Below are 24,971 nucleotides of genomic sequence, written 5' to 3'. Positions count from 1 at the left end.
AAGTGAACTTCACTTCTATTTCCATGAGCGTTTAAAGTCACTAGGACCTCGAAGTCTTGCGACTTCTTGGCACTCGCCTTCAAACGCCCACGCTTATCGGCTGTATGTTGTTAAAGAGCTTCGCCGCTTTCGCAGCGCGCTGACTTGTCATCAGCGAAGACCGAGATTCTGACATTCTTTCTAAACCCTGTCAAGCACTCGGCTTTTCTGCTTATCGCCGAAACCTTTTGAAGGGTTTCTCCGGCTGCGCCTCTTTCGAAGCACTTCCGTCGATCAGCGGAGCCTGTGACTGTAGCACGGGTCCAAATACGAACGCAAGCGGGGCGTCGAGAAAAGTTGAAGAACCCGCTAGGGCCGGTCATCTGGGACCAGGAGCAGCGCCGGTGTCGAGCCCAGGAAGCGGCACGGTGCAGCCGGCTCGAACATACCCGCCACCGTCTGTACCGCGCACCACATCACGGGCCCGTGCCAGGCGCCATGCCGGCGCCGCTGATCAGGCCGCGCTCGGAGCCGAGAGTACCGGCGCGAACAGGCGCGCAGCCTCCAGCGCGGGATCTTCTGCGCTCAGCACCGCCGGCAGCCCCGCAGCCAGGCGTCGCGTATCCACCCGCAATACCCGCTGCTTGATCGCCGCGATGCGCGCCGGATGCATGGAGAAGCTGCGCAAGCCCATGGCCAGCAGCAGGTCGGTGAACGCAGCGTCACCGGCCATCTCGCCGCACACGCTGACGCCCTTGCCGCGCGCATGCGCCTGGGAGATGGTGTCAGCGATCAGGCGCAGGACGGCCGGATGCCAGGGGTCGAACAGATGGGAGACAGCGTCGTCAGAGCGATCGATCGCCAGCGTGTACTGGATCAGGTCGTTGGTCCCGACCGAGACGAAGTCGAAATGGTCGAGGAAACGGCCGACCGCCAGCGCGGCCGCCGGCACTTCGATCATCGCGCCGACCTGAACCTGGCCATAACTGCAGCCGGCATCGTCCAGTTGCTGGCGGGCACGCGCGAGCGCGTCCAGCGTCAGCCGGATCTCGCCCATGTGCGCGACCATCGGGATCAGGATGCGCACATTGCCGTAGGCGCTGGCGCGCAGGATCGCGCGCAGCTGCTGGCGGAACATGTCGGGCTCGGACAGGCTCCAGCGGATCGCGCGCAGCCCCAGCGCCGGGTTCAGCGCGTGCTCATGCCGCAGTTCCTGCAGGCTCATGCGGTCCAGCGGCTTGTCGGCGCCGATGTCGACGGTGCGTATCGTCACCGGCAGCCCCTGCATCGCGACGACGGCGTCGCGATAGGCGACGAACTGCTCGTCTTCGCCGGGAAGGTCTCCGCCCCGGTTCATGAACAGGAACTCGCTGCGGAACAGGCCGACGCCGACGGCTCCCGCCTCCAGCGCCACCGCGGCGTCTCCGGGCAGCTCGATGTTGGCAAGCAACTCGACCGCCTGCCCGTCCAGCGTCACGGCCGGCGTGTGCCGTAGCCGGTTCAGACGCGCGCGCTCCAGTTCGCTCTGCCGCTGCCGGAACCGGTACTCCTCGAGCACGATCGGCGACGGATTGACGATGACGACCCCGGCATCGCCGTCGATCACCAGCCAGTCGTCCTGGCGGATCAGCCGGCTCGCTTCACGCGCACCGACCACCGCCGGGATGTCCAGACTGCGCGCGACGATCGCGGTGTGCGAGGTGCGCCCGCCAACGTCGGTGACGAAACCCGTGAAGACGCTGCGCTTGAACTGGATCATGTCCGCCGGCGCGACGTCGTTGGCGACCAGCACCAGCGGCTCCTCGCCGCCGAAATCGCGCGCACGCGGCACCTCGGCCCCGGCGGGCACCGCCTGGCCAGGCTTGGCGCGGGCCAGGAAACGCAACAGCCGCTCGGCGACCTGTTCGACGTCGGCCTTGCGCTCGCGCAGGTACTCGTCGTCCATCTCGTCGAACTGGCGCGCCAGCACCTCCAGCTGCGCAGACAGCGCCCACTCGGCGTTGTAGTGGCGCTCGACGATCCACTGCTTGGTCGCGCCGGTCAGCGACTCGTCGTGCAGCAGCATCAGGTGCACGTCCAGCAGCGCCGACAGCTCGGTCGGCGCTTCTGGCGGCAGATCGCGCTTGAGCGTCGACAACTCGGTCGACACGGCGTCGCGCGCCACACGCAGGCGCTCGATCTCGGAATCGATGCGCTCGGTCGGGACGAAATAGTGGGCGACGTCGACCCGGCTGGAGGCGACCAGCACCGCGCGGCCGATCGCGACACCGCGTGAGACCGGGGTTCCGAAGACCTGGATGCTCATGCGGCGTTCTCCCGGCGGCAACTTACTGGCCTTCGCCGAACTTGGCGTCTATCAGCGACAGCAAAGCATCCATCGCGGCCTGCTCGTCCTCGCCCTCGGTCTCGACCTCGATCTCCGAGCCCAGCCCGGCGGCCAGCATCATCACCCCCATGATGCTCTTGGCGTTGACGCGGCGGCCATTGCGGCTCAGGAACACCTCGCTGCGGAAGCTGCCCGCCAGCTTCGTCAACTTGGCCGATGCCCGGGCGTGAAGGCCCAGCTTATTGCTGATGATGATGCGGGTCTTGATCATGAGGAGCGAGCGGCGCTGCCTGGTTCTGCCGGCGCGCGCCACCGACCTGCATGACACCTTGCGTGCCTCCGGCCACGGCGCGCGCAACCAGTTCATCCAACGGCAGGTGGGCGTAACAGAGGGTGCGCCACAGCATCGGCACGTTGACGCCGGCGACGACCCGGGCGCTGACGCCGTCGGCGAGTTCGAGCGCCGCATTGCACGGCGTCGCACCGAAGACGTCGACCAGGATCAGCGCTTCGCTCGCACCCAGTTGGGCGAGCAGCGCACGCGCGGCTTCGACGACCTGCTCGGGCTGCATGCCGGGTTCGACATCCAGCGCCGCCAGCCCCGCGCCGCAGTCCGGGTAGACATGCGCGGCCACCGCGCGCAGCGAAGAGGCGAGCGGGGCGTGGGCGATGACGAGCAGGGCAGCCATGGCGAAATCAGCGCGGATTATCAGCAGCTTTCGTGCGAACCGGCGCATCGCGGCGCGAAGTCGCCACCGGACGCACCGTCTTGCCGCAACGGCCGCAGCCACCTCGCGGCGCCGAGCGGAGCCGCAGGCCTGCGCCCAAGACCCGGCGCGGGTGCCGGCGGCACACAGTCGCACGCTGCGCCGCCTGGGGCGCCGCCCGTCGGCAGCGCCCCGCTCTGGCCCAGAATCGGCGCGATGGAACAGCTGAAACCGGGCGCGCTCCAGGGGCTGCGTGTCCTCGACCTCTCGCGCGTGCTCGCCGGCCCCTGGTGCACGCAGACACTCGCCGACCTGGGCGCCGACGTCGTCAAGGTCGAACGCCCGCGCTCGGCGCGCCACCCGGGCGGCGACGACACGCGCGGCTGGGGCCCGCCCTTCCTGAAGGACGGCGACGGCCTCGACAGCGACGAAGCCGCCTACTTCGTCGGCACCAACCGCAACAAGCGCTCGCTGACGATAGACATCGCCCACCCCGACGGCCAGGCGCTGGTGCACCGGCTGGCGGATAGCGCCGACGTGATGATCGAGAACTTCAAGGTCGGCGACATGGCGCGCTACGGCCTGGACGCGGCGTCGATGCGCGCGACTCGGCCGCGCCTCGTCTACTGCTCGATCACCGGCTACGGCCAGACCGGCCCTTACCGCGACCGCGCAGGCTACGACTACGCGATACAGGGCCTGGGCGGCCTGATGAGCGTGACCGGCGAGCGCGACGGCCTGCCTGGCGCCGGGCCGCAGAAGGTGGGCGTCGCGGTCGCCGATCTCTTCACCGGCATGTACGCGACGGTGGCGATACTCGCCGCACTGCGCCACCGCGACGCCACCGGCGAAGGCCAGGTGGTCGACATGGCGTTGCTGGACACGCAGGTCGCGATGCTGGCCAACCTTGGCGCCAACTACCTGGCGACGAAGACGCCGCCGCGCCGTGTCGGCAACGCCCACGCCAACATCGTGCCCTACCAGGTATTCGAGGTCGCCGATGGACACCTGATCCTGGCTGTCGGCAACGACGCCCAGTTCCGGCGCTTCTGCGAGATCGCCGGCTGCGCCGAGCTGGCAGCCGACGAACGCTTCGCGACCAACGCCGCACGGGTGCGCAACCGCCAGGCCTTGATCCCGCTGCTGGAGCCACTGCTGCAGGCCCGGCCGCGAGCCGACTGGCTGGCCGCGCTCGACGCTGCCGGCGTGCCCTGCGGCCCGATCAACGACCTGGGCGAAGTCTTCGCCGACGAGCAGGTGCTGGCTCGCGGCATGGTCGAGCGCGCAGCACACCCGCTGCTCGGTGACATCGAACTCGTAGGCAGTCCGATCAAGCTGTCGGCGACGCCGCCGGCCGTGCGCCGGGCGCCGCCGCTGCTGGGCGAACACACCGACGAGGTGCTGCGCGAGATCGGCCTGACCGAGGCCGAGATCGCCGACCTGCGCACGCGCGGCGTGATCTGACGCGGCTCTAAAGCGAGAACACCTTGCGCAGGATCGCGCTGCCGGTGCCCACCGGATCAGCGCGGATCTTCTTTTCCTCCTCGCCGATCATCAGGTACAGCCCGTCCAGCGCCTTGGCGGTGACGTACTGCTGCACGTTCGCGTCCTCCTTGCGCACCAGGCCGAAACCCATCGCCTTGCCGGCGACGGCGTTGTAGCGCTCGGCCAGCTTCACCTTCTCGGTGGCGCGCGTGACGATGGGCAGGAACTTCAGGCCCAGCGGCTCGCGCGTCTTGCGCGCGAAGAAGTCGGTGACCGAGGTGTCGCCGCCGCGCACGATCTTCAGCGCGTCCTCGACGCTGATCGAACGCGCGGCGTTGACCAGCAGCAGCCGCGCCTCGGGCACCGCGGCTTCGGCGGCGCGGTTCATCGCCGTCACCAGTTCGTCCAGGCGCCGGCCCTGGCCCGCGGCGCGCAGCATGCTGGCGGCATCGTCCAGCGCCCCGGGCAGCGGGATGCGCACCTTCGGGTTGCCTAAAAAACCGTCGTTGCGGCCGAGCAGGCCGACCGCGGCCACGGCCCCGCGCTCCAGCGCCGCACGCACGCCGGCGGCGGCGTCGGTCTCGGTCAGGCCCGCGGCGCGGCCGGCGAGCGGCAACGCCCCCAGGCCGGCGGCCAGCGCGGTGACGAAATGCCTGCGTTCCATCGTGCCTCCGTTGCTAGTGACGCTGCCGATGCTGCGCGCCGCCGGGCGCGCCGGCAACTCAAGCCCCGACGCCGGCAGCGTGCGCCTGCTGGTCGGCGTGGTAGCTCGAGCGCACCATCGCGCCGACGGCGGCGTGGCTGAAGCCCATCGCCGCGGCCTCGCGCTCGAACATCTTGAAGGTGTCTGGGTGCACGTAGCGCCGCACCGGCAGGTGGTGGCCGCTGGGCGCGAGGTACTGGCCCAGCGTCAGCATCTCGATGCCGTGGGCGCGCATCTCGCGCATCACCTCGAGGATCTCGTCATCGGTCTCGCCCAGGCCGACCATCAGCCCGCTCTTGGTCGGCACGCCCGGCACTTCTTCCTTGAAGCGCCTGAGCAGGTTCAGGCTGAAGGCGTAGTCCGCGCCCGGCCGCGCTTCCTTGTACAGGCGCGGCACGGTCTCGAGGTTGTGGTTCATGACGTCCGGCGGCGCGGTCTTCAGGATCGCCAGCGCCTTGTCCAGGCGGCCGCGGAAGTCGGGCACCAGCACCTCGATCTGCGTCGCCGGCGAGAGCTCCCGCGTGGCGCGGATGCAGTCGACAAAATGCTGGGCGCCGCCATCGCGCAGGTCGTCGCGGTCGACGCTGGTGACGACGACGTACTTCAGCTTCAGCGCCGCGATCGTCTGCGCCAGCTTCTTCGGCTCCTCGGCGTCCAGCGGGTCCGGCCGGCCGTGGCCGACGTCGCAGAACGGGCAGCGCCGCGTGCACTTGTCGCCCATGATCATGAAGGTCGCCGTGCCCTTGCCGAAACACTCGCCGATGTTCGGGCAGGAAGCTTCCTCGCAGACCGTGTGCAGCTTCTGCTCGCGCAGCACGTTCTTGATCTCGTAAAAGCGCGAGGACGCCGAGCCCGCCTTCACGCGGATCCATTCCGGCTTCTTCAGCACCTCGGCCGGCACGACCTTGATCGGGATGCGCGAGGTCTTGGCCTGCGACTTCTGCTTGGCGGTCGGGTCGTAGGCCGGGGTCTGGGGATCGGTCATGGCGGCATCGGGGCGTGAAGGCCCGGGATTATCCGCCGCCCCTTTCGCCGCCGTAGCCGCAGGGTCAGGCCGGCGCCAGCCGCCGCGCCAGCGCCTGGCCGAAGGCGCGCGCCGCGTCCTCCCAGGCGACGTCGACCCCCAGCGAACGCAGATCCACCGTCTTCAGCCCTTTGTAGCCGCAGGGGTCGATGCGGCCGAAAGGCTCCAGGTCCATCGCGACGTTGAGCGCGACGCCGTGGTAGCTGCAGTGCTGGCTCACCTTGATGCCCAAAGCGGCGATCTTGCCCAGGCCGGCGAACGGGTCGCCATCGGCGGGCAGCAGGCGCGAATGGCCGAACGGGTCATCCAGGCGCACGTAGATGCCCGGCGCGCCGCGCACGCGGTGGCCGGTGACGCCGACGGCGCCCAGCGTGTCGAGCACCGCCTCCTCGATGCGGAAGACGAACTCCTTGACGAAGTAGCCGGCGCGCTTCAGGTCGATCAGCGGGTAGGCCACCACCTGGCCGGGGCCGTGGTAGGTGACCTGGCCGCCGCGGTTGGTGCGCACGACCGGGATCTCGCCGGCGGCCAGCACGTGGGCGTCGCGCCCGGCCACACCCTGGGTGAAGACCGGCGGATGTTCGACCAGCCAGATCTCGTCTTCGGTGTCGGCCGTGCGCGCGGCGGTGAAGTCGCGCATCGCGACCTCGGTCTCGGCGTACTCGCGCCGGCCCAGCAGCAGCAGCCGCATCGCCTGGCGCGTGCTCAGAGCACGACCTTGACCATCGGGTGCGTGCTGAGCGTGCGGTAGAGCTCGTCGAGCTGCTCGCGGCTCGTCGCGGTGACGGTGATCGTCAGCCCCAGGTAGTTGCCGCCCTTGCTCGGGCGGCGCTCGACGCGGTCACGGTCGAACTCGGGGTCGAAACGCAGTGCCACCGAGACGATGGCCTCCTCGAAACCCTCGACGTGCGCGCCCATCACCTTGATCGGGAAGGCGCTCGGGTACTCGATCAGGCTTTGTTCGGGCGGGATGTCGGCCATCTTGACTTCAGATCGACTGCAGGCGCTTGGCCTGCTGGTAAGCCTCGTACAGGCGGGCGTAGACCGGCCCGGGTTTGCCGCGCAGCGCACCGTGGCCGACGGGCACGCCGTCCAGGCGCGTCACCGGCAGCACCTCCTTGGTGGCCGAGCTCAGCATCACCTCGTCGGCGGCCAGCACCTCGGCCTCGGATACCGGGCGCAGGTTGTAGGCGATGTCGCAGTCCTCGCACAGCTCGCGCAGCAGCTCGAAGCGGATGCCCTCGAGCACGTGTTCGCTCTTGGGCGGGCCGAGCAGCGCACCTTCCTGCACGATCCAGACGTTGCTCGCGGAGGCCTCGGTGAGGAAGCCGTCGCGGAACATGATGGTCTCGACCGCTCCGTGGTCGGCCGACATCTGGCGCGCGAGCACATTGCCCAGCAGGCTGGTGCTCTTGATGTCGCCGCGTTCCCAGCGGAAGTCGCGCGCGGTGATGCAGGCCACGCCGTGGTGGCGCTGCTCGGCCGTCGCGTGTTTCAGCGGGTTGACCATCATGAAGACGGTCGGCTCTATGCCTTCGGGCATCACGTGGTCGCGCGGCGCGACGCCGCGCGTGACCTGGATGTAGACGACCTGGTCTTCGACGCCGCGCGTCTCGGCCAGGGTCTGCACCAGGCAGCGGCAGCGCTCCAGCCACTCGTCGCGCGTGTGCGGGTTCGGGATGCGGATCTTCGCCAGGCTGCGTTCCAGCCGCGCCAGGTGCTCGTCGAAGCGGAACAGCCGCCGGCCGTAGACCGGCACGACGTCATAGATGCCGTCGCCGAAGATGAAGCCGCGGTCGAGCACCGGGATCTTCGCTTCGGCCAGCGGCGTGTAGTGGCCGTTCAGGTAGCAGAGCGTGTCGGGCAGGGCGGTCACCATGTCGGGCCTCGGAAGGGCGCGTCGGAAGACCCTGAGATTACTTGATCCAGAGCCGCACGGCATCCCAGGCGCGGCCAAAGATGCCGGCGAGTTCGACCGGCTCGAGCACCTGCAGCGGGATGTCGGCCACCGGCGTGCCGCCGGCGGTGGCGACCTTGAGCGTGCCCACGCGCTGGCCCTTCTGCAGCGGCGCGACCAGCGGGTCGGTGCGCTGGATCGAGGTCTTCAGCTTGTCGCCTTCGCCGCGCGGCACGGCGACGTAGATCGCGCCCGGCGCGCCCAGCCGCGCCTGCGACGTGCTGCCCTTCCAGACCGGCACCGTCACCACCGCCTTGCCGGCTTCGAACAGCCGGATCGCGTCCCAGGCGGCGTAGCCCCAGTTCAGCAGCTTCTGGCTCTCGTTGGCGCGCGCCTGCATCGACGCCGTGCCCATCACCACCGACAGCAGCCGGCGCTTGCCGTTGGGCATGTCGCGCTGGGCGCTGGCCACCAGGCAGTAGCCGGCGGCGTCGGTGTAGCCGGTCTTCATGCCGTCGACGCTGGGGTCGCGGCCGAGCAGCAGGTTGCGGTTGTCCTGGCGGATGTTGTTGAACGCGAAGGCCCGCTCCGAGTAGATCGGATAGAACTTCGGGTGGTCCTGGATGATGCGCGTGGCGATGTAGGCGATCTCGCGCGGCGTCGTCTTGTGGCCGGCCTCGGTCAGGCCCGACGGATTCTTGAACTGCGTTTTCTTCAGGCCCCAGGCCTGGGCCTGCTTGTTCATCATGCCGACGAAGGTCTCGACGGTGCCGCCGACGGCCTCGGCCAGCGCCACCGTCGCGTCGTTGCCGCTCTGCACGATCATGCCGCGCAGCAACTCGTCGACGCGCGGCTGCATGCGCGTGTCGATGAACATCAGCGAGCCGCCGTACTTGCGCTCGTCCCAGGCACGCGTGGACACCGGCAGGCGCTGGTCGAGCGCGAGCTTGCCGTCCCGGATCGCGTTGAAGACGAGGTAGGCCGTCATCAGCTTGGTCAGCGACGCCGGGTCGGCCGGCGTGTCGGCCTCGCGTTCGGCGAGCACCTGGTTGCTCGTCAGGTCGATCAGCAGGTACTGGCGTGCGGCGATTTCAGGCGGCACCGGCGCCTGGGCGTGGGCGCCGGCCACGAAGAAGGCCAGAGCCAGGGCGATGAGACGTTTCATGGGAAGAGGAAAGAGTCCGGTTCAGCGGTGCCAGGCACCGACGACGATCTGTTTGAGCAGCGTGAGCTGCCCGTGGAAAAAATGGCCGGCGCCGGGCACGACCGTCAGCGGCAGGGCCTGGGGACGTGCCCAGTCCAGCACCGCCGCCAGCGGCACGACCTCGTCGGCCTCGCCGTGGATCACGACGCTGTCCTGAGGCACCGGCGCGGCGCGGAAGTTCCGTACCGCGGGCGCGACGAGCACCTGGCGTTCGACCGGCGCGCCGGTTTCGGCCAGGCGCGCCGCGAGCTGGGTGGTGATGGCGCCGCCAAAGGAGAAGCCGCCGACGGCCAGCGGCAGCGCCGGGTCTCGGAACGCCGCCGCGACGGCGAGCGCGTCGTCGAGTTCGCCGACGCCGGCGTCCCATTCGCCCTCGGATCCGGCGACGCCGCGGAAGTTGAAGCGCACGGCGCGGTAACCCAGTTGCACGAAGGCGCGCGCGAGCGTCTGCACGACCTTGTTGTCCATCGTGCCGCCGTGCAGCGGATGCGGGTGGCAGAGCACGGCAACGCCGCGCAGCGCGCCGGCCGGCGTGTCGACCGCGACCTCGAGCCGCCCCGCCGGGCCGGCGATGGCCCGGCGCTCGGTGGCGGCGTTCATCGGCCGATGTCGGGCGGCAGCATCAGGCGCTCGACCGGGCGCCCGTTCTTCAGGTGCGACTCGACGATCTCGTCGATGTCCTCGCGGTCGACGAAGGTGTACCAGGTCTCGTCGGGGTAGACCACGGCCACCGGGCCGCCGGCGCAGCGGTCCAGGCAGCCGGCCTTGTTGACACGCACGCCGCCGGGGCCGGCCAGGCCTTCGGCCTTGACGCGCGCCTTGCAGTGGTCGAAGGCGTCCTGGGCCCCGTTGTGGGCACAACTGGCCTGTCCGGCGGGCCGTTCGTTGAGGCAGAAGAAGATGTGATGCCGGAAATAGCTCATCGCCACGATTGTAGGCAGCGGCTCCCGGCGCTCCGGTAACGAGGCGATCACTCGCGGCTGGCCAGCCGCGCCAGCAGCCAGCCCATCGCCGCATAGGGCCAGAGCAGGCCGATCCACTGCGCCAGCCCGTGAAAGCGCACGAAACGGCCCTGTTCCCAGCTCTGCAGGCTCTGCGCGAAATACGGGTCGGCCGGGGCCTGCGCAACCAGCGCCACCAGCGCGGTCAGTGCCACCAGCCCCAGGCCACCGGCCAGGCGCCGGCCGACCGGCGCCAGCAGCAGCGCGACCCCGGTGGCAGCGAGCAGCGCCGGGGCGACGGTCGGCGTCAGCCAGGCGAGCGCGTGGTCGGGGCCGAAGTTCAGCAGCGTCGACAGCGTCATCGCCGCCGACGCCAGCGCCAGCGCGCCCAGCGCCAGCACCGCACGCCGCCAGCCCGGGGCGGCGACGGCGTAGGCAACGAGGCAGGGCGCAAGCAGGCCGAGCCCGGTGACCATGGCCTCGGCTGGCGGCCACAGGCGGTCGGGCTCGGGCGGCTGGGCGGCCAGCAGCGTGTACCAGGCCTCCGCCCAGGGCACGTCTTCCAGCGCCTGCGAAGCGAGCAGGCGCAGGCGCTCGCCGATCTGCCCCAGGCCCAGCGGCACCGGGGCCGGGAACAGCAGGCCCATGGGCCACAGCGCGAGCAGCGCCAGCGCGCCCGCGCTCTGCGGCACGAACCAGCGCTCGCGCAGCGTGTGCCAGCGGCCGATCAGGCCGGCGGCGTGCAGGGTCGCGCCGATCAGCACGCCGAGCGCGGCGCCGCCGGTATTCAGCACCCAGTCCTTCAGCGAGGGGTGGCGCGAGGGCAGGAACTGCTGCGTCACCTCGGCAGCGTAGGACAGCGCCGCCGGCAGCACGAGGCCCAGCACGACCGCCGGCAGCATGCCCAGGCCGCTGCGCCGGGCGGCGATCAGCACCAGCACGCCCAGCGGCACGTAGCCGACGAAGTTGGACCAGTCGTCGAACGGCGTCACCCAGCGCGGCCAGGACAGCGCGAGCAGCGCCGTGAACTCCTGCCCCGGCGGCCAGCGCCAGCCCTCGAACGGGAACAGGCTGGCATAGGCGATCAGCGCCGCGAACGCCAGCGCCAGCGGCGTCGCCGAACTGCGGTGACGGTGGTTTGCCACGCGTCGCCCGCGCCGCTCAGAACGGCTTCACGACCACCAGCACGACGATCGCGATGAACAGCAGCACCGTGATCTCGTTGAAGACCCGGAACCACTTGTGCGAGCGCTTGTTGGCCGAGTTCTCGAAGTCCTTCAGCACGCGGCGGCAGAACTCCTGGTAGACCAGCACACCGGCCACCAGCGTCAGCTTGGCGTGCATCCAGCCGTCGCCCTTGCCGATGCCGAAATACAGCCACAGCACCAGGCCCAGCACGAAAGCCGGGACCATCAGCACCATCATGAAGCGGTAGAGCTTGCGTGCCATCAGCAGCAGGCGTTCGCGCTCGGCGTGGCTGTCGGACGGCACCATGGCCAGGTTGACGAACACGCGCGGCAGGTAGAACAGCCCGGCGAACCAGCTCGCCACGAAGATGATGTGGAAGGCCTTGACCCAGAGATAGCTCATCGGCCGATTATGGCCGGGCGGGCGGGCCCAAAAAGGAGGCCCCGGCCGGGCGGCCGGGGCCAGCAAGCCTTATCGCTGTCATCACGGTAAGGCACCTGCTCAGGGAGGAAAAGCAGGGAATGACGCACCGCCTGAGCGGCTATCATTCGATATTCACTTTAGCAGAGTGAACTGGCGATTGCCAGCCGAAATCCATCGGTCCTTCGCCAGGCGTGACACACGCTGCAGAACACGAGGATCGAATGCGTACCCTGCCCCCGTACCCCACCAGCCGCCCGCGCCGACTGCGTCGCGACGCCTTCACCCGCGCGCTCGTGCGCGAGAACCGGCTGGCGCCGGAAGACTTCATCCTGCCGGTCTTCGTGCTCGAGGGCACGCGCCAGGTGCAGGACGTGCCGAGCATGCCCGGCGTGCAGCGCATGAGCCAGGACGTGCTGTTCGGCGTCGCCGAACAGTGCCTGAAGCTGGGTGTCCCGGTGCTGGCACTGTTCCCGAACATCGACGCGTCGCTGAAGACGCCCGACGGCCGCGAAGCGACCAATCCCGACGGCCTGATCCCGCGCACCGTGCAGGCGCTGAAGGAACGTTTCCCCGAGCTCGGCGTGATGACCGACGTCGCGCTCGACCCCTACACTAGCCACGGCCAGGACGGCCTGCTCGACGAGACCGGCTACATCATCAACGAGGCCACCGTCGAAGTGCTGCGCGCCCAGGCGCTGACGCATGCCGCCGCCGGCGTCGACATCGTCGCCCCCAGCGACATGATGGACGGGCGCATCGGCGTCATCCGCAACGCGCTCGAAGAAGCCGGCCACATCCACACCCGGATCATGGCCTACAGCGCCAAGTACGCGAGCGCCTTCTACGGCCCGTTCCGCGACGCCGTCGGCACCCGCGGCGCGCTCGGCAAGAGCGACAAGAAGGTCTACCAGATGGACCCGGGCAACTCCGACGAAGCGCTGCGCGAAGTGGCGCTGGACATCGCCGAAGGCGCCGACATGGTGATGGTCAAGCCCGGCCTGCCCTACCTGGACATCGTGCGCCGCGTGAAGGACGAGTTCGGCATGCCGACCTTCGCCTACCAGGTGAGCGGCGAGTACGCGATGATCAAGGCGGCCGCCGCCAACGGCTGGCTGGACCACGACGCGGTGATGATGGAAGCGCTGCTCGCCTTCAAGCGCGCCGGCGCCGACGGCATCCTGACCTACTTCGCGCTCGACGCCGCGCGCCTGCTGCAGCAGCAGCGCTGATGCGCGTCCTGCACGTCAGTGCCTCGGGTCTGCGTGAACTCGAGGCGCTGCCGGATGCGCTGCCGGCCGAGGGCTTCCTCTGGATCGGCAGCGCACGCCGTGTCTTCGAGCTGCGCCAGGCCGAGCTGCAGGCAGGCCTGCAGCGCTGGGGCCTGGGCGCGCTCGTCGACCTGCATGTCTCGGACCTGCTGAACAACCAGCTGCCGAGCCACTACGACTACACCTCCTGGTACGACCTGCTGGTGTTCCGCCGCCTGGCGGCCGCGGCCGGCAGCGAGGACCTGTTCGTCGACGACGAACACGGCACGATGGCCAGCGCGCAGCGCGCGCTGCGCGCGATCGACACCAGCCCGGTCGGCTTCGCGGTCTTCGACCGCGTGCTGATCACGGTGCACCCGACCGACTGCGCGGTGCGCGAGCACTTCGCGACGCGCCTGGTCAGCGCCGGCGCGCGCCTGCCGGCGAGCCCGGCCGACCTGATGCTGCGCATGGTCAACCACATGGTCGACAGCTACCTCGACCTGCGCCGGCTGCTGACGCGCCAGCTCGGCTACCTGCAGCAGCGCCTGCTCGACCCGAAGAGCCGCTTCGGCGGCTGGAACGTGCTGCTGCAGTCGCGCACCGCGCTGCACCTGCTCGAGGACACCTGCGAGGACCAGCGCAGCGCGATCCAGGAATGGATAGACGCGCTCGACGAATGGCCCGAACCGGCAGAGCCTGCGGCCCGGCGCGAGCGCGAGCTGCTGCGCGTGCGCTCGCGCGACGTGCTCGAACACGTCGAGCGCGTGCTCTCGCACGTGCGCCGGCTCGAACACTCGGCCGAGACCGCGGTGCAGATGCACTTCTCGGCGACCGCGCACCGCACCAACGACATCATGCGCACGCTGACGGTGCTGACCGCCGTCTTCATGCCGCTGAACCTGATCACCGGCTTCTTCGGCATGAACTTCGACTTCCTGCCGCTGGTGCACACCAGCACCGGGGTCTGGGTCGCGGTGTTGATGATGCTGGCCATCGGCCTGGGCCTGGCCGTGTTCTTCTGGCGCAAGCGCTACCTGGGCGAAAACCCGCGCTGAAGGCCGCCCGGTGACACGTCCCACCCGCCGCCAGCTGGCGGTCCTGCTGCTGCTGACCCTGATCTGGGGGCTGAACTGGCCGGTGATGAAGATGGGCGTCAGCGGCACGCCGGCACAGCCTGGCGGGTTCCCGCCGCTGTCCTTCCGCGCCGCGTCGATGCTGATCGGGCTGCCGCTGTTCGGGCTGGCGCTCGCAGCCTTGCGCGTGCCGCTGGCCGTGCCGCGGGCGCACTGGGGCGAGGTGCTGCGCCTGACGCTGCCCAACATGCTGGTCTGGCACGTCATCGTGATCCTCGCGGTGCAGTCGCTGAGCTCCGGCCGCGCCGCCATCCTCGGTTATTCGATGCCGGTGTTCGCTGCAGTCTGGGGTTTCGTGCTCTACGGCGAACGCCCGGGCTGGCGCCAGGCCGCCGGCGTCGCCGCGGCGGGGCTGGGCATCGTGCTGCTGCTGACGCACGAGTTCGCGCGCCTGACCGGCGCGCCCTGGGCCGCCGGGGCGATGCTGGTGGCCGCCGCCACCTGGGCCTACGGCACGCACCGGCTGCGGCGCAGCAGCATTCCGGTGCCGCTGCTGGCGGTCTCGTTCTGGATGACGGCGCTGACCACCGCGGTGATGTGCGTGCTCGCCGCCGTCTTCGAGTCGCAGCGCTGGGCACCGCCGTCGGCGCCGGTGGCCTGGGCCATCGCCTACAACGCCATCGGCGTGTTCTGCTTCGCGCAGGCGGCCTGGTTCTACCTGGCGCGCACGCTGCCGCCGGTGGCGAGCTCGATCAGCGTGATGATGATCCCGGTGCTGGGCACCTTCTCCGGCGCGATCGGCCTGGGCGAGGCACTGCACTGGCAGGACTTCGCCGCGATGGTGCTGATCGTCGGCGCGATCGCCGCGGTGCTGGGGCGGCCGAAACCGGCCTGAAGCTTCAGCCGCGCGCGTAGGGGTCGGCGACGCCGAGCGTGGCCAGCAGCTCGCTCTCGCGCGCTTCCATCGCCTCGGCTTCCTCGTCGTCCTCGTGGTCCCAGCCCTGCGCGTGCAGCGTGCCGTGCACCAGCAGGTGGGCGTAGTGGGCCTCGAGCGTGATGCCCTGCTCGGCGGCCTCGCGCTCGACCACCGGCGCACACAGCACCAGGTCGGCGACGACCTCTGGCTCGTGCTCGTAATCGAAGGTCAGCACGTTGGTCGCATAGTCCTTGCCGCGGTAGCCGCGGTTCAACTCGCGGCCCTCGTCCTCGTCGACGATGCGCACCGCGATGCGGCCCGGCGCTTCGAGCGCAGTGCGGATGAAACGCGCGACGCGGTGGCGCGCGAGCACGCCGCGGTGGCGCGCGTCGGCGAACTGCAGCGACAGCTGGAGATCAGGCTTCACGCGGCCCCCGCACGGCGTCGTAGGCCTCGACGATGCGCGCCACCAGCGGGTGGCGCACGACGTCGGCGGCGGTGAAGTCGGTGAACGCCAGGCCATCGACGCGCGTCAGGATGTGGCGCGCCTCGATCAGGCCGCTGGCCATGCCCTTGGGCAGATCGACCTGGCTGACGTCGCCGGTGACGACGCACTTGCTGCCGAAGCCGATGCGCGTCAGGAACATCTTCATCTGCTCGCGCGTCGTGTTCTGCGCCTCGTCGAGGATGACGAAAGCGTGGTTCAGCGTGCGCCCGCGCATGAAGGCCAGCGGCGCGATCTCGATCAGGCCGCGTTCGAAGGCCTTGGCGACGCGGTCGAAGCCCATCAGGTCGTAGAGCGCGTCGTACAGCGGGCGCAGATAGGGGTCGACCTTCTGCGCCAGGTCGCCGGGCAGGAAACCGAGGCGCTCGCCGGCCTCGACCGCGGGCCGGGTCAGCACGATGCGCTGCACGCCGTGGCGCTCGAGCGCGTCGACGGCGCAGGCGACGGCGAGAAAGGTCTTGCCGGTGCCGGCCGGGCCGATGCCGAAGGTGATGTCGTGCGCCAGGATCTGACGCAGGTACTGCATCTGGTTGGGCGTGCGGCCGGTCAGGTCGCTGTGGCGCGTGTGCAGCACGACCCGCTCGCCGCCGTCGACGGCCTCGTCGGCAGCGGCGGGCGCGGCCCCGGCCTCGGCCAGCGCGAGCTGCAGCTTGCGCTCGCCGATCGGCGCCGACGCCTGTTCGTAGAGGCGGTCCAGCAGTGCGACCGCACGCTCGACCGCGGCACGCGGGCCGTCGATGCGGAAGCTGTCGTCGCGGCGCGCGAGCGTGACGCCGAGTGCGGCCTCGATCGCACGCAGGTGCGCGTCCAGCGGCCCGCAGAGGTGGGCGAGCCGACGATGGTCGGACGGAGCGAGCGTGTGGCGGCGGATCAAGCGGCGAGGATGCGGGGGTCGGCGGAGGGCGGCATTGTCGCAGCCCCGCCGGGCAAGCCGCATGCCGCAGAATCGACCGACATGTTGTCCGCCGCCCCTTTGCGCCGACTGCGCTCGCTGCTGTCCCCGCTGCTGCTGCTCGCGGCGCTGTCCCTGCTCGCCCAGCCGGCCGCAGCGCAGACGCTGCGCATCGTCTCGGCGCTGGCCGCGCCCGGCGCCGGCCCGACCTTCCCGGCCGACGCACCGGCCAAGAGCGTCACGCTGCCCGACGACTGGTCGCGATCGCGGCCGGGCGAAGCCGGCCCGGTCTGGTACCGCGTGGGTTTCCGGGCGCCGGCGACACCCGACGAGGAACTGACCGCGCTCTACATCGAACGCGTCTGCACCAACCTCGAGGTCTACCTGAACGGCCAGCTGGTGCACAGCGGCGGCCGCATGCGCGAGCCGCTGACCAACAACTGCGGCCAGCCGCAGCTGGTCACGCTGCCCGCGGCGCTGATCGCGCCGGCGCTGAACACGCTGGACATCAAGGTCGCCGGCGAGCCGTTGGCGCGCGTGGGCTCGCGCTGGCGTGCCGGCGGGCTGTCGGTGCTGGAGCTGGGGCCGCAGTCGATGCTGCTGCACCGGCAGGCGCGCCAGCACACCTTCGCCGTCGCGCTGCCGCAGGCGCTGTCGGCGACGCTGCTGCTGATGGGCAGCTTCATGTTCGTGCTCGGCACGATCAACCGGCGCGAGACGCACCTGGCCTACTTCGGCGCGCTGTCGGTGCTGTGGTCGGCGCTGGAAGCGCGGCTGTGGCTGCGCACGGTGCCGGTGGACCACGCGGTCGCCGAGTTCCTGCTGTGTTCGCTGCTGGCCTTCATCACGCTGACGGCGGTGCAGTTCCTGCTGCGCTACGCCCAGCACCGCAGCCGTTTCGCCGACCGCCTGCTGCCGCTGCAGTGCGCGCTGATGCCGGCCTCGCTGGTGCTCGCAGGCCCCGAGCGGCTGCACCTGCTGACGACGCTGTGGAGCCTGGTGCTGGGGCTGCAGGTGGGCGCGGCGGCGATCTACTACCTGCGGGCGCAGTGGCGCTCGCACTCGCGCTCGTCGTGGGTGATGGCGGCCACGCTGGGCACGCTGGCGCTGGCCGGGCTGGTCGAGTTCATCTCGCAGCAGCTCGGCGGCAGCCCGATGCCGGCGCAGGCGGCGCGGCTGGTCGCGCCGCTGATGTTCGTCGTCGTCGGCCTGCGCCTGGTGCAGCAGCACGGGCGCGCGCTGCAGGAGGCCGAACTCGGCCGCGCCCACCTCGAGGAGCGCGTGCGCGAAGCCACCGCCGAGATCGAACGCAACTTCCGCCAGCTCGCCGAGCTGCGTGTCGAGCAGATCACCGAGCGCGAGAGGAAACGCATCGCCGCCGACCTGCACGACGACCTCGGCGCCAAGCTGCTGACCATCGTGCACACCAGCGACGACCAGCGCATCTCGACGCTGGCGCGCGAGGCGCTGGAGGAGATGCGGCTGTCGGTGCGCGGCCTCACCGGGCGCGCGGTGCGCCTGGCCGACGCGCTCGGCGACTGGCGCGCCGAAGTCGTCAACCGCCTCGCCCAGGCCGGCATCCAGGCCGAGTGGCAGGCGCCCGAGGACCTGACGCAGATGCTGTCGGCGCGCGCCTTCGTCCAGACCACGCGCATCCTGCGCGAGGCCACCAGCAACATCATCAAACACAGCGGCGGCTCGCACGCCGCCGTGACCTGCAGCGTCGCCGACGGCGACTTCAAGCTCGTTGTCCAGGACGACGGCGACGGCATCAAGATCGAGAACGACGGCCGGCTGGACCGCGGCCACGGCATGGCGACGATGAAGAACCGCGCCAAGCAGTTGCAGGGCCAGTGTCTCGTCGAGTCCGCCCCCGGACGCGGAACCGTGATACGACTCACGATCCCTCTGGACCGGGCGCTCGAGGCATCCCCCTAGGGCCGGGCTGCTGTTACGATAAGTTTTCGGCCCGAACGAGCCTGATTCTCATGAAGAACGTCCTGCTGCTCGAAGACCTGCCCGAGATCCGCGCCTGGATGCGCAAACTCGTGCTTCAGGTGTTTCCGTCGGCCCAGATTTCCGAGAGCGCCCGCGTCCAGGACGCGATCTCGCTGGCCTCGGCCGTCAAGTTCGAACTCGCGCTCATCGACCTCGGCCTGCCCGACGGCAGCGGCGTCGACGTCGTCACCAAGCTGCGCGACGTGCAGCCCGAGGCGCAGTCGGTCGTGGTCACGATCCACGACGACGACGAGCACCTGTTCCCGGCGCTGCAGGCCGGCGCCTTCGGCTACATCCTGAAGGAGCAGCCGCGCGAGATGATCGTCGAGCAGCTCCAGCGCATCAGCCAGGGCGAGCCGCCGCTGTCGCCGTCGATCGCGCGCCGCGTGATGGCCTACTTCACCGAAAAGGCCAAGCCGCAGGCCTCGCTGCTGCCGCACGTCTCGCTGACCGACCGCGAGAGCGAAGTGCTGCTGCGTGTCGCCAAGGGCTACACGCTGCCCGAGATCGGCGTCCAGCTGGGCCTGTCGCGGCACACCATCGCCGACTACGTCAAGCAGATCTACCGCAAGCTCAACGTGAGCTCGCGCGCCGAGGCCGCGCTCGAGGCGCAGCGCCTGGGGCTGTTCCGCTGACCAGCATCCGCCGGGCCCGGTGCCCGGCGCGGCGACAATCGCCGCCATGATCGGACGACTCTCCGGCACGCTGGCCGAAAAGACCCCCCCGCAGGTACTCGTCGACGTCGGCGGCGTCGGCTACGAAGTCGACGTGCCGATGAGCACCTTCTACCACCTGCCCGCGCTCGGCGAGCGCGTCGTGCTGCTGACCGAGTTCGTCGTGCGCGAGGACGCGCAGCAGCTCTTCGGCTTCCTCACCGCCGCCGAACGCGCGACCTTCCGGCTGCTGGTGAAGATCAGCGGCGTCGGCCCGCGCATGGCGCTGGCACTGCTGTCGGGGCTGTCGGTCGCCGAACTGTCGCAGGCGGTCGCGTCTCAGGACGGCGCGCGGCTCGTCAAGGTGCCGGGCATCGGCAAGAAGACCGCCGAACGCGTGCTGCTCGAGCTCAAGGGCAAGCTCGCGCCCGACCTGGGGCTGCCTTCGGCGGCCGGCGCCGCCGGCGACGCCCACGCCGACATCGTGCAGGCGCTGATGGCGCTGGGCTACAACGAACGCGAGGCCCAGGCCGCGGCCAAGGCGCTGCCGAAGGACGTCGGCGTCAGCGACGGCATCAAGCTCGCATTGAAAGCGCTCAACCGCTGAGCGCCGGGTCGCGCAGGAAGGCGTCGGCCCAGCGTTCGGCGCGCGGCACGCAGGCCGCCAGCCGTGCCTGCACCTCGGGCAGCTCGAAATACGCCGCCTCGTGCCGGTAGGGCTCACCCATGCGGCCGACGTCGAGCGCGTCGTGGCCGAGGTCGACGAGGCGGCCCTCGACGCAGTTGTACTGGTGCTCGAAATGGCCGCGGATCGAGCCGCCGAAGACCGACTGCACGAACAGCGAGCCGTACTTGCACGCGCCCGACAGGTCCGCCGGCAGCGCCACGGCGCGCTCGGCCGCGAGTTCGCACCAGCGCTCGAAGACGAAACCCTTGGCGCGTGCGAAGCGGCCGTAGCTGTAGGGCAGGCGGGCCCGCCGGATGGATGTCCAGTCGACCGGCGGCACGCGGCTCAATGCCCGGAGTGCTGCATCGCCGGCTTGGCCGCGGCGTTCAGCGCCTTCACCGGCACCTGCAGCTCGACGCTGTCGCGCTTCTTGTCGGCGCCTTCGAAGACCAGGGTCACCGGCACGGTCGATCCCGGCTCCAGCGCCTGCTTCAGGTCCAGCAGCATCACGTGGTAGCCGCCGGGCTTGAGTTCGACCGGCTTGCCCGCGGGCAGCGCCAGGCCGTCGGGCAGCGCGCGCATCTTCATCACGTTGCCGTCCATCGCCATCTCGTGGATCTCGACGACGCCGGCCACCGGCGACGACGCGCCGACCAGGCGGCCGCCCTGCACCGAAGTGATCTGGGCGAACAGGCCGGTAGCCTTCTGCTGCGCCACCGTGCCGCGGATCCACGCTTCCTTGACGGTGGTCTGGGCGGACGCGGCGCCGCAGGCCAGCAAGGCGGCGGCAAGGGTGGCGGCAACGGAACGCTTCACGGGCATAACTCCTCGGGATGGCAACGGCCGCCGACGCGGCAGCCGGGCGGCCAGTCTAGCTCGCGATAATCGGCCCCATGGCGATCAAGACGGACGACTTCGGCCCCGCCCCGGCTCCACGGGTGGTCAGCGCCGCGCCGGCCTCGCCCAACGAGGAGGCGATCGAACGCGCGCTGCGGCCCAAGGCGCTGGACGAGTACGTCGGCCAGGCGCGGGCGCGCGAGCAACTGGAGATCTTCATCCACGCCGCACGCGGCCGCGCCGAGGCGCTGGACCACGTGCTGCTGTTCGGCCCGCCGGGGCTGGGCAAGACGACGCTGGCGCACATCGTCGCCGCGGAACTCGGCGTCAACCTGCGCCAGACCTCGGGCCCGGTGCTGGAGAAGCCGCGCGACCTGGCGGCCATCCTGACCAATCTCGAGAAGAACGACGTGCTCTTCATCGACGAGATCCACCGCCTGTCGCCGGTGGTCGAGGAGATCCTGTACCCGGCGCTGGAGGACTACCAGATCGACATCATGATCGGCGACGGCCCGGCGGCACGCTCGATCAAGCTCGACCTGCAGCCTTTCACGCTGGTCGGCGCGACGACACGCGCCGGCATGCTGACCAACCCGCTGCGCGACCGCTTCGGCATCGTCGCGCGGCTGGAGTTCTATACCGCCGAGGAACTGACGCGCATCGTCACGCGCTCGGCCGGGCTGCTGAAGGTCGAGATCGACGGCGCCGGCGCGCTGGAAGTGGCGCGGCGCTCGCGCGGCACGCCGCGCATCGCCAACCGGCTGCTGCGCCGGGTGCGCGACTACGCCCAGGTACGCGCCGACGGCCGCATCGACGCCGACATCGCCGACAAGGCGCTGGCGCTGCTGGACGTCGACCCGCTGGGTTTCGACGTCATGGACCGCAAGCTGCTGGAGGCGGTGATCCACCGCTTCGACGGCGGCCCGGTCGGGCTGGACAACGTCGCCGCCGCGATCGGCGAGGAAGCCGGCACGATCGAAGACGTGATCGAGCCCTATCTGATCCAGCAGGGCTATCTGCAGCGCACCCCGCGCGGCCGCATCGCGACACTGGCGGCCTACCGCCACCTGGGGCTGACGCCGCCGCAGCGTGCCGGCGGCGACCTGTTCGGAGGCTGAACGACAGCGAGGTCCGGAGGGCCGCGAATCCGGTCACGACGCCAACGCTGGGGTAACAGCCAGTTACCACCCGGCCTCGATACTGTCTCAAGCGCTACCGCAGGCAGCCGATGTCCCGTAAGTGCGGAAGGCCCGGCCGCGTTCCCCCCTGTCCGCGCCACCCCCGACAGACCGACGACCCGCCGAGACCCCCGATGATGCCCAGCCTCCGCCCCGCCGTGACCGCCGGCTTCACGCTGATCGAACTGATGATCGCGCTGGCCGTGCTCGCGATCCTCACCGCGGTGGCACTGCCGTCCTACAACTCGTACATCCAGCGCTCCAAGGCGCCGGTGGCGCTGGACGCGCTGTCGGCCTTCGCCACGCGCATGGAGCAGCGCTACCAGGACGTCGGCAGCTACGGCGCCGACGGCTGCGCGCTCTCGCCGGCGAACCCGGCGAACTTCACGCTCGACTGTTCGATCGGCGACAGCGGCAACAGCTTCGAGGCGACCGCGACCGGCTCCGGCGCGATGGAAGGCTACAAGTACTCGATCGACAGCAGCGGCACACGCAAGACCGTCGAGCACCCGAAGGGCGTGCCGTCGAGCAACTGCTGGAGTACCAAGGGCTCGGTATGCGACAGCTGAAGCAGCGCGGCCTGACGCTGATCGAACTGATGGTCGCACTCGCCATCGGCGCGATGCTGATGTTCGCGGCGGCGCCGCAGTTCGCCGAGTTCGTCTCGAACTCGCGCCTGCGCGAAGCCGGCAACCTGCTCTACACCCAGGCGCTGCTGGCGCAGAGCGAGGCGCTCAAGCGCAACAACACGGTCCGGCTCGACGTCGACGGCGCCACGGTCAAGATCATCGACATGGGCCCGGCCGACCCGGCGACGCTGCGCCAGATCGAACTCGCCGGCGGTGCCACGGCGGCCGAAGCCGTGACCATCGACTTCAACGCCCGCGGCATGCTCGCCGACGATGCCTCGGTCAACCTGTCGCTGCAGGATCAGACCTGCGGCGGCGAACTGCGCTGCCCGGGCCTGCGGGTCGACGGCGGCGGAGCGATACGGCTATGCAGCGATCAGACCAGCTGCTGACGCCGCGCCCGGGGCCGGCACGCCGGCGCCGGGGCGGCTTCAGCCTCATCGACGCACTCGTCGCGCTCGCGATCCTGTCCTTCGGCCTGCTCGGGCTGACGCGGCTGCAGGCGCGCTCGCTGTCCTACGGCACCGAGGCCGACCAGCGCGCACGCGCGGTGCAGCTCGGCAGCGAGCTGCTCAGCACCGCGATGATCGACTCGAGCAATGCGGCCTGCTACACGCTTCCGGCCGCGGGCAGCTGCGGCAGCGACAGCGCCAGCGACTACGCCGAGGCCTTCGAGACGCGCGTCGGCGAGGCGCTGCCCGACGGCACGGTCGAGGTCAGCTACACGGCAGGCACGCACCGCATGACGGTCCTCATCACCTGGACCGGCAAGGGCAGCCGTGCCGACGACAGCAAGACCGAGGACGACGAGGACGAGAAGACCCGCCGCATGGAGGCCAGCACCTATGTCTGAGCCCGGCCGACGCAGCGCCCGCCCACAGCGGGGCCTGTCGATCGTCGAGCTGATGGTCGGCATGGTGATCGCGCTGATCATCAGCCTGGCCGCGGCCGGCAGCGCACGCACCTTCAGCGCCTCGCAGCGCCAGGGCATCAGCGGCGGCGGCGCCACCGCCAACCTGACGACGACGATGGCCGCGATCAAGGACGACGCGGCATCGGCCGGCCTGGGCTTCTTCGGCACGCGCAACAGCAACAACCAGTCGCTGTTCTCGTGCCACAAGCTCGACCTGTCGTACGACACCACGGTGCACTTCGACGCCGACGTGTTCTCGCCGGCACAGATCACCTCGGACGGCACGAACGACCAGATCGACCTGGTGTTCGCCAGCAGCATCGATGGCGGCGCCGACGTGCTGCTGTCGGGCACGGCCGGCGCGGGGACCGCGATGACGCAGTCGCGGCTGCAGGTGGCCACGGGCCAGCTGGTGATGCTGGTGCCGGGCACAGCGGCAGCGAGCAGCCAGCCCTGCCTGGTTCGCAGCGTCACCGCGGTGGCGGCGGCAACCGACGACACGCCCCAGACCCTGACCTTCGGCAACGCCGGCGCCAACGGCATCTACAACCGGGCCGCGTTCACGAACACGCCGGCCTACAACGAGACCGACAAGGACCGCATCACGCTGCTGGGCATGCTGTCCTGGCGCCGCTACCGCCTGGACGGCACGACGCTGCTGTTCGAGCAGCCGCTGACCGGCACATCGGCCACGCTGCTGCGCAACGTGATGTCCTTTCGGGTCCAGTACGGCATCGCTTCCACCGCGACCGGCAACGACCTGAGCTGGCAGGACGCCACCGGCAGCTGGTCCGCGGTCAGCGGCACCGAGGCCGACAGGATCCGCGCGCTGCGTTTCGGCGTCGTCGTGCGCAGCGCCCAGCCGGAACGGCCTGCGTCGGGCCAGGCCTGCGAGGCGAGCGCCGAAAAGCCGAAAGACCCGCTGAATCCCGATGTCGAGGTCGAACCCGACGTCGCGAACTGGGACTGCTTCCGCTACCGCAGCGCGACAGTGGTCGTGCCGCTGCGCAACTTCGTCTGGTGATGGTGATGGTGATGAACCTGCGCCGACTCAAACGCCGCGCCGAACGCGGCGTCACGATGCTCGTCGTGCTGATCCTGCTCACCGTGATGCTGCTGGGCGGGCTGGCGCTGGCACGCATGACCGAAGCCGGCACGCTGGCCAGCGGCAACGTCGCCTATCACGAGGCGGCGGTACAGGCCAGCGACATCGGGCTGAACACCGCGTTCGCGCAGATCAACGCGCTGACCAACGAAGAGATGGCGGCCAACAACTGGTATTCGCCGGTCGAGCGCGCCAAGGACACCCACGGCCTGCCCACCGTGACCTGGGCCAACGCCCCGTCGATCACCGTCGGCCAGACCACGGTGCGCTACGTTGCCGAGCGCGCCTGCTCGGTCGCCAAGGTCGATTACCCGCTGCGCCAGTGCCTGGTCAAGCAGATCCCGCAGGCCAAGAGCCACGTCGCCGGCACCGAAGAGCTGGACCCGCCGAATTCCAAGCAGTTCCGCATCACCGTCCAGGTGACCGACCAGCGCGGCACGCAGATCTACGTGCAGTCACTCGTGACCAAGGGCTGACA

General features: G+C 70.1%; 30 protein-coding genes. 13 read left to right on the top strand and 17 right to left on the bottom strand.

The annotated features are described in order from the left end of the window. Window positions 1-493: 493 nt before the first annotated feature. Genes ptsP through CKO43_RS12130 form a run of 3 tightly spaced genes read right to left on the bottom strand, consistent with a single transcriptional unit; the run spans window position 494 to window position 2,994 of the window. Complete coding sequence (gene ptsP / locus CKO43_RS12140; RefSeq protein WP_200378784.1) at window positions 494-2,284, bottom strand: phosphoenolpyruvate--protein phosphotransferase; 1,791 nt, start codon at window positions 2,282-2,284, stop codon at window positions 494-496. A gap of 22 nt (window positions 2,285-2,306) precedes the next feature. Continuing rightward, on the bottom strand, window positions 2,307-2,576 hold the full coding sequence (locus CKO43_RS12135) for an HPr family phosphocarrier protein (RefSeq protein WP_200230058.1): 270 nt from the start codon (window positions 2,574-2,576) through the stop codon (window positions 2,307-2,309). Next, a complete protein-coding gene (locus CKO43_RS12130; RefSeq protein WP_200230059.1) occupies window positions 2,545-2,994 on the bottom strand; it encodes a PTS sugar transporter subunit IIA in 450 nt (149 codons plus the stop codon). The genes CKO43_RS12135 and CKO43_RS12130 overlap by 32 nt, the downstream gene beginning before the upstream one ends. 234 nt (window positions 2,995-3,228) lie before the next feature. Between CKO43_RS12130 and CKO43_RS12125 the strand changes: the two genes are divergently transcribed. Further along, window positions 3,229-4,476, top strand: a complete 1,248-nt coding sequence (locus CKO43_RS12125) for a CaiB/BaiF CoA transferase family protein (RefSeq protein WP_200378783.1) — start codon at window positions 3,229-3,231, stop codon at window positions 4,474-4,476. Between the two features lie 7 nt (window positions 4,477-4,483). On the opposite strand, the gene CKO43_RS12120 is transcribed toward CKO43_RS12125, so the two are convergent. The 10 genes from CKO43_RS12120 to CKO43_RS12075 all read right to left on the bottom strand — a co-directional run bounded on the left by CKO43_RS12120 (window position 4,484) and on the right by CKO43_RS12075 (window position 11,856). Further along, window positions 4,484-5,161: a DUF4197 domain-containing protein gene (locus CKO43_RS12120; RefSeq protein WP_200378782.1), complete on the bottom strand. Its 678-nt coding sequence runs from the start codon at window positions 5,159-5,161 to the stop codon at window positions 4,484-4,486. Window positions 5,162-5,219: 58 nt separating this feature from the next. Beyond that, window positions 5,220-6,185 (bottom strand): lipoyl synthase, encoded by a 966-nt coding sequence (gene lipA, locus CKO43_RS12115; RefSeq protein WP_200230062.1) that lies wholly within the window; start codon window positions 6,183-6,185, stop codon window positions 5,220-5,222. Between the two features lie 64 nt (window positions 6,186-6,249). After that, window positions 6,250-6,915, bottom strand: coding sequence for a lipoyl(octanoyl) transferase LipB (lipB, locus tag CKO43_RS12110; RefSeq protein ID WP_200230064.1), 666 nt, complete (start codon window positions 6,913-6,915; stop codon window positions 6,250-6,252). A gap of 14 nt (window positions 6,916-6,929) precedes the next feature. Beyond that, window positions 6,930-7,205, bottom strand: a complete 276-nt coding sequence (locus tag CKO43_RS12105) for a DUF493 family protein (protein WP_200230066.1) — start codon at window positions 7,203-7,205, stop codon at window positions 6,930-6,932. Window positions 7,206-7,212: 7 nt separating this feature from the next. Further along, window positions 7,213-8,103: a D-amino acid aminotransferase gene (locus tag CKO43_RS12100; protein ID WP_200378781.1), complete on the bottom strand. Its 891-nt coding sequence runs from the start codon at window positions 8,101-8,103 to the stop codon at window positions 7,213-7,215. A gap of 37 nt (window positions 8,104-8,140) precedes the next feature. Further along, entirely contained in the window at window positions 8,141-9,286 is a 1,146-nt protein-coding gene (locus tag CKO43_RS12095) for a D-alanyl-D-alanine carboxypeptidase family protein (protein WP_200230070.1), read from the bottom strand. Window positions 9,287-9,307: 21 nt separating this feature from the next. Next, a complete protein-coding gene (locus tag CKO43_RS12090; RefSeq protein WP_200230072.1) occupies window positions 9,308-9,925 on the bottom strand; it encodes an alpha/beta hydrolase in 618 nt (205 codons plus the stop codon). Then, the gene (locus CKO43_RS12085; RefSeq protein ID WP_200230074.1) at window positions 9,922-10,248 is read right to left on the bottom strand and encodes a (2Fe-2S) ferredoxin domain-containing protein; all 327 of its coding nucleotides are present in this window, start codon (window positions 10,246-10,248) and stop codon (window positions 9,922-9,924) included. The genes CKO43_RS12090 and CKO43_RS12085 overlap by 4 nt, the downstream gene beginning before the upstream one ends. Window positions 10,249-10,295: 47 nt before the next feature. Further along, window positions 10,296-11,411 carry a VanZ family protein gene (locus CKO43_RS12080; protein WP_200378780.1) on the bottom strand — a complete coding sequence of 372 codons (1,116 nt, stop codon included), beginning with the start codon at window positions 11,409-11,411 and terminating at the stop codon, window positions 10,296-10,298. 16 nt (window positions 11,412-11,427) lie between these two features. After that, complete coding sequence (locus CKO43_RS12075; protein WP_200230078.1) at window positions 11,428-11,856, bottom strand: CopD family protein; 429 nt, start codon at window positions 11,854-11,856, stop codon at window positions 11,428-11,430. A 242-nt stretch (window positions 11,857-12,098) separates the two neighbouring features. On the opposite strand from CKO43_RS12075, the gene hemB reads away from it, so the two are divergent. The 3 genes from hemB to CKO43_RS12060 are packed head-to-tail and all read left to right on the top strand — an operon-like array spanning window position 12,099 to window position 15,095. Then, window positions 12,099-13,106 carry a porphobilinogen synthase gene (gene hemB, locus CKO43_RS12070; RefSeq protein ID WP_200230080.1) on the top strand — a complete coding sequence of 336 codons (1,008 nt, stop codon included), beginning with the start codon at window positions 12,099-12,101 and terminating at the stop codon, window positions 13,104-13,106. Beyond that, window positions 13,106-14,182 (top strand): magnesium transporter CorA family protein, encoded by a 1,077-nt coding sequence (locus CKO43_RS12065; protein ID WP_200230083.1) that lies wholly within the window; start codon window positions 13,106-13,108, stop codon window positions 14,180-14,182. The genes hemB and CKO43_RS12065 overlap by 1 nt, the downstream gene beginning before the upstream one ends. A 10-nt stretch (window positions 14,183-14,192) precedes the next feature. Beyond that, window positions 14,193-15,095, top strand: a complete 903-nt coding sequence (locus tag CKO43_RS12060; protein ID WP_200378779.1) for an EamA family transporter — start codon at window positions 14,193-14,195, stop codon at window positions 15,093-15,095. 4 nt (window positions 15,096-15,099) lie between these two features. Here the strand turns inward: CKO43_RS12060 and ybeY are convergent, their stop codons facing one another. Together ybeY and CKO43_RS12050 are read right to left on the bottom strand one after the other, a co-directional pair. Continuing rightward, window positions 15,100-15,543, bottom strand: a complete 444-nt coding sequence (ybeY, locus tag CKO43_RS12055) for an rRNA maturation RNase YbeY (RefSeq protein ID WP_200378778.1) — start codon at window positions 15,541-15,543, stop codon at window positions 15,100-15,102. Beyond that, complete coding sequence (locus tag CKO43_RS12050) at window positions 15,533-16,495, bottom strand: PhoH family protein (RefSeq protein WP_200378777.1); 963 nt, start codon at window positions 16,493-16,495, stop codon at window positions 15,533-15,535. The genes ybeY and CKO43_RS12050 overlap by 11 nt, the downstream gene beginning before the upstream one ends. 81 nt (window positions 16,496-16,576) lie before the next feature. On the opposite strand from CKO43_RS12050, the gene embS reads away from it, so the two are divergent. Genes embS through ruvA form a run of 3 tightly spaced genes read left to right on the top strand, consistent with a single transcriptional unit; the run spans window position 16,577 to window position 19,771 of the window. After that, on the top strand, window positions 16,577-18,451 hold the full coding sequence (gene embS, locus CKO43_RS12045; protein WP_200378776.1) for a sensor histidine kinase EmbS: 1,875 nt from the start codon (window positions 16,577-16,579) through the stop codon (window positions 18,449-18,451). A 50-nt stretch (window positions 18,452-18,501) separates the two neighbouring features. Next, window positions 18,502-19,146: a response regulator transcription factor EmbR gene (gene embR / locus CKO43_RS12040; RefSeq protein ID WP_200230092.1), complete on the top strand. Its 645-nt coding sequence runs from the start codon at window positions 18,502-18,504 to the stop codon at window positions 19,144-19,146. Window positions 19,147-19,192: 46 nt separating this feature from the next. Then, on the top strand, window positions 19,193-19,771 hold the full coding sequence (ruvA, locus tag CKO43_RS12035) for a Holliday junction branch migration protein RuvA (RefSeq protein WP_200378775.1): 579 nt from the start codon (window positions 19,193-19,195) through the stop codon (window positions 19,769-19,771). Here the strand turns inward: ruvA and CKO43_RS12030 are convergent. Both CKO43_RS12030 and CKO43_RS12025 read right to left on the bottom strand, forming a co-directional pair. Next, window positions 19,761-20,180: a hypothetical protein gene (locus CKO43_RS12030; RefSeq protein WP_200378774.1), complete on the bottom strand. Its 420-nt coding sequence runs from the start codon at window positions 20,178-20,180 to the stop codon at window positions 19,761-19,763. The two genes, ruvA and CKO43_RS12030, sit on opposite strands and share 11 nt — an antisense overlap. Then, complete coding sequence (locus tag CKO43_RS12025; protein WP_200378773.1) at window positions 20,177-20,653, bottom strand: copper chaperone PCu(A)C; 477 nt, start codon at window positions 20,651-20,653, stop codon at window positions 20,177-20,179. Before CKO43_RS12025 ends, CKO43_RS12030 begins: the two co-directional genes overlap by 4 nt. Before the next feature lie 71 nt (window positions 20,654-20,724). Between CKO43_RS12025 and ruvB the strand changes: the two genes are divergently transcribed. The 6 genes from ruvB (at window position 20,725) to CKO43_RS11995 (ending at window position 24,969) form a co-directional block, all read left to right on the top strand. Further along, a complete protein-coding gene (ruvB, locus tag CKO43_RS12020; protein WP_200378772.1) occupies window positions 20,725-21,786 on the top strand; it encodes a Holliday junction branch migration DNA helicase RuvB in 1,062 nt (353 codons plus the stop codon). Window positions 21,787-21,980: 194 nt separating this feature from the next. Then, entirely contained in the window at window positions 21,981-22,415 is a 435-nt protein-coding gene (locus CKO43_RS12015) for a type IV pilin protein (protein ID WP_200378771.1), read from the top strand. Then, the gene (locus CKO43_RS12010) at window positions 22,403-22,867 is read left to right on the top strand and encodes a GspH/FimT family pseudopilin (protein ID WP_200230101.1); all 465 of its coding nucleotides are present in this window, start codon (window positions 22,403-22,405) and stop codon (window positions 22,865-22,867) included. Before CKO43_RS12015 ends, CKO43_RS12010 begins: the two co-directional genes overlap by 13 nt. Continuing rightward, entirely contained in the window at window positions 22,843-23,328 is a 486-nt protein-coding gene (locus CKO43_RS12005; protein WP_200378770.1) for a type IV pilus modification PilV family protein, read from the top strand. The genes CKO43_RS12010 and CKO43_RS12005 overlap by 25 nt, the downstream gene beginning before the upstream one ends. Continuing rightward, window positions 23,321-24,412 (top strand): PilW family protein, encoded by a 1,092-nt coding sequence (locus CKO43_RS12000; protein WP_200378769.1) that lies wholly within the window; start codon window positions 23,321-23,323, stop codon window positions 24,410-24,412. The genes CKO43_RS12005 and CKO43_RS12000 overlap by 8 nt, the downstream gene beginning before the upstream one ends. Before the next feature lie 11 nt (window positions 24,413-24,423). Beyond that, window positions 24,424-24,969 carry a pilus assembly PilX family protein gene (locus CKO43_RS11995; RefSeq protein WP_242478015.1) on the top strand — a complete coding sequence of 182 codons (546 nt, stop codon included), beginning with the start codon at window positions 24,424-24,426 and terminating at the stop codon, window positions 24,967-24,969. Window positions 24,970-24,971: the final 2 nt, after the last annotated feature.

Origin of the sequence: Rubrivivax gelatinosus, assembly GCF_016583785.1 — a bacterium.
In the GTDB taxonomy this organism is placed as follows: Bacteria; Pseudomonadota; Gammaproteobacteria; order Burkholderiales; family Burkholderiaceae_C; genus Rubrivivax; species Rubrivivax gelatinosus_B.
This window is presented reverse-complemented; position numbering and strand designations above follow the sequence as displayed.

Excerpts from the sequence above, each read along its gene's own strand:
- CKO43_RS12000 (WP_200378769.1), top strand. The coding sequence starts at position 23,321 with ATGTCTGAGCCCGGCCGACGCAGCGCCCGCCCACAGCGGGGCCTGTCG.
- hemB (WP_200230080.1), top strand. The coding sequence starts at position 12,099 with ATGCGTACCCTGCCCCCGTACCCCACCAGCCGCCCGCGCCGACTGCGT.
- CKO43_RS12135 (WP_200230058.1), bottom strand. The coding sequence starts at position 2,576 with ATGATCAAGACCCGCATCATCATCAGCAATAAGCTGGGCCTTCACGCC.
- ptsP (WP_200378784.1), bottom strand. The coding sequence starts at position 2,284 with ATGAGCATCCAGGTCTTCGGAACCCCGGTCTCACGCGGTGTCGCGATC.
- embS (WP_200378776.1), top strand. The coding sequence starts at position 16,577 with ATGTTGTCCGCCGCCCCTTTGCGCCGACTGCGCTCGCTGCTGTCCCCG.
- CKO43_RS12025 (WP_200378773.1), bottom strand. The coding sequence starts at position 20,653 with ATGCCCGTGAAGCGTTCCGTTGCCGCCACCCTTGCCGCCGCCTTGCTG.
- CKO43_RS12090 (WP_200230072.1), bottom strand. The coding sequence starts at position 9,925 with ATGAACGCCGCCACCGAGCGCCGGGCCATCGCCGGCCCGGCGGGGCGG.
- CKO43_RS12095 (WP_200230070.1), bottom strand. The coding sequence starts at position 9,286 with ATGAAACGTCTCATCGCCCTGGCTCTGGCCTTCTTCGTGGCCGGCGCC.
- ruvA (WP_200378775.1), top strand. The coding sequence starts at position 19,193 with ATGATCGGACGACTCTCCGGCACGCTGGCCGAAAAGACCCCCCCGCAG.
- CKO43_RS12120 (WP_200378782.1), bottom strand. The coding sequence starts at position 5,161 with ATGGAACGCAGGCATTTCGTCACCGCGCTGGCCGCCGGCCTGGGGGCG.
- CKO43_RS12105 (WP_200230066.1), bottom strand. The coding sequence starts at position 7,205 with ATGGCCGACATCCCGCCCGAACAAAGCCTGATCGAGTACCCGAGCGCC.
- CKO43_RS12010 (WP_200230101.1), top strand. The coding sequence starts at position 22,403 with ATGCGACAGCTGAAGCAGCGCGGCCTGACGCTGATCGAACTGATGGTC.
- CKO43_RS12100 (WP_200378781.1), bottom strand. The coding sequence starts at position 8,103 with ATGGTGACCGCCCTGCCCGACACGCTCTGCTACCTGAACGGCCACTAC.
- CKO43_RS12065 (WP_200230083.1), top strand. The coding sequence starts at position 13,106 with ATGCGCGTCCTGCACGTCAGTGCCTCGGGTCTGCGTGAACTCGAGGCG.
- CKO43_RS12130 (WP_200230059.1), bottom strand. The coding sequence starts at position 2,994 with ATGGCTGCCCTGCTCGTCATCGCCCACGCCCCGCTCGCCTCTTCGCTG.
- CKO43_RS12085 (WP_200230074.1), bottom strand. The coding sequence starts at position 10,248 with ATGAGCTATTTCCGGCATCACATCTTCTTCTGCCTCAACGAACGGCCC.
- CKO43_RS12075 (WP_200230078.1), bottom strand. The coding sequence starts at position 11,856 with ATGAGCTATCTCTGGGTCAAGGCCTTCCACATCATCTTCGTGGCGAGC.
- CKO43_RS12015 (WP_200378771.1), top strand. The coding sequence starts at position 21,981 with ATGATGCCCAGCCTCCGCCCCGCCGTGACCGCCGGCTTCACGCTGATC.
- lipB (WP_200230064.1), bottom strand. The coding sequence starts at position 6,915 with ATGCGGCTGCTGCTGCTGGGCCGGCGCGAGTACGCCGAGACCGAGGTC.
- CKO43_RS12125 (WP_200378783.1), top strand. The coding sequence starts at position 3,229 with ATGGAACAGCTGAAACCGGGCGCGCTCCAGGGGCTGCGTGTCCTCGAC.
- ruvB (WP_200378772.1), top strand. The coding sequence starts at position 20,725 with ATGGCGATCAAGACGGACGACTTCGGCCCCGCCCCGGCTCCACGGGTG.
- embR (WP_200230092.1), top strand. The coding sequence starts at position 18,502 with ATGAAGAACGTCCTGCTGCTCGAAGACCTGCCCGAGATCCGCGCCTGG.
- CKO43_RS11995 (WP_242478015.1), top strand. The coding sequence starts at position 24,424 with ATGAACCTGCGCCGACTCAAACGCCGCGCCGAACGCGGCGTCACGATG.
- CKO43_RS12005 (WP_200378770.1), top strand. The coding sequence starts at position 22,843 with ATGCAGCGATCAGACCAGCTGCTGACGCCGCGCCCGGGGCCGGCACGC.
- lipA (WP_200230062.1), bottom strand. The coding sequence starts at position 6,185 with ATGACCGATCCCCAGACCCCGGCCTACGACCCGACCGCCAAGCAGAAG.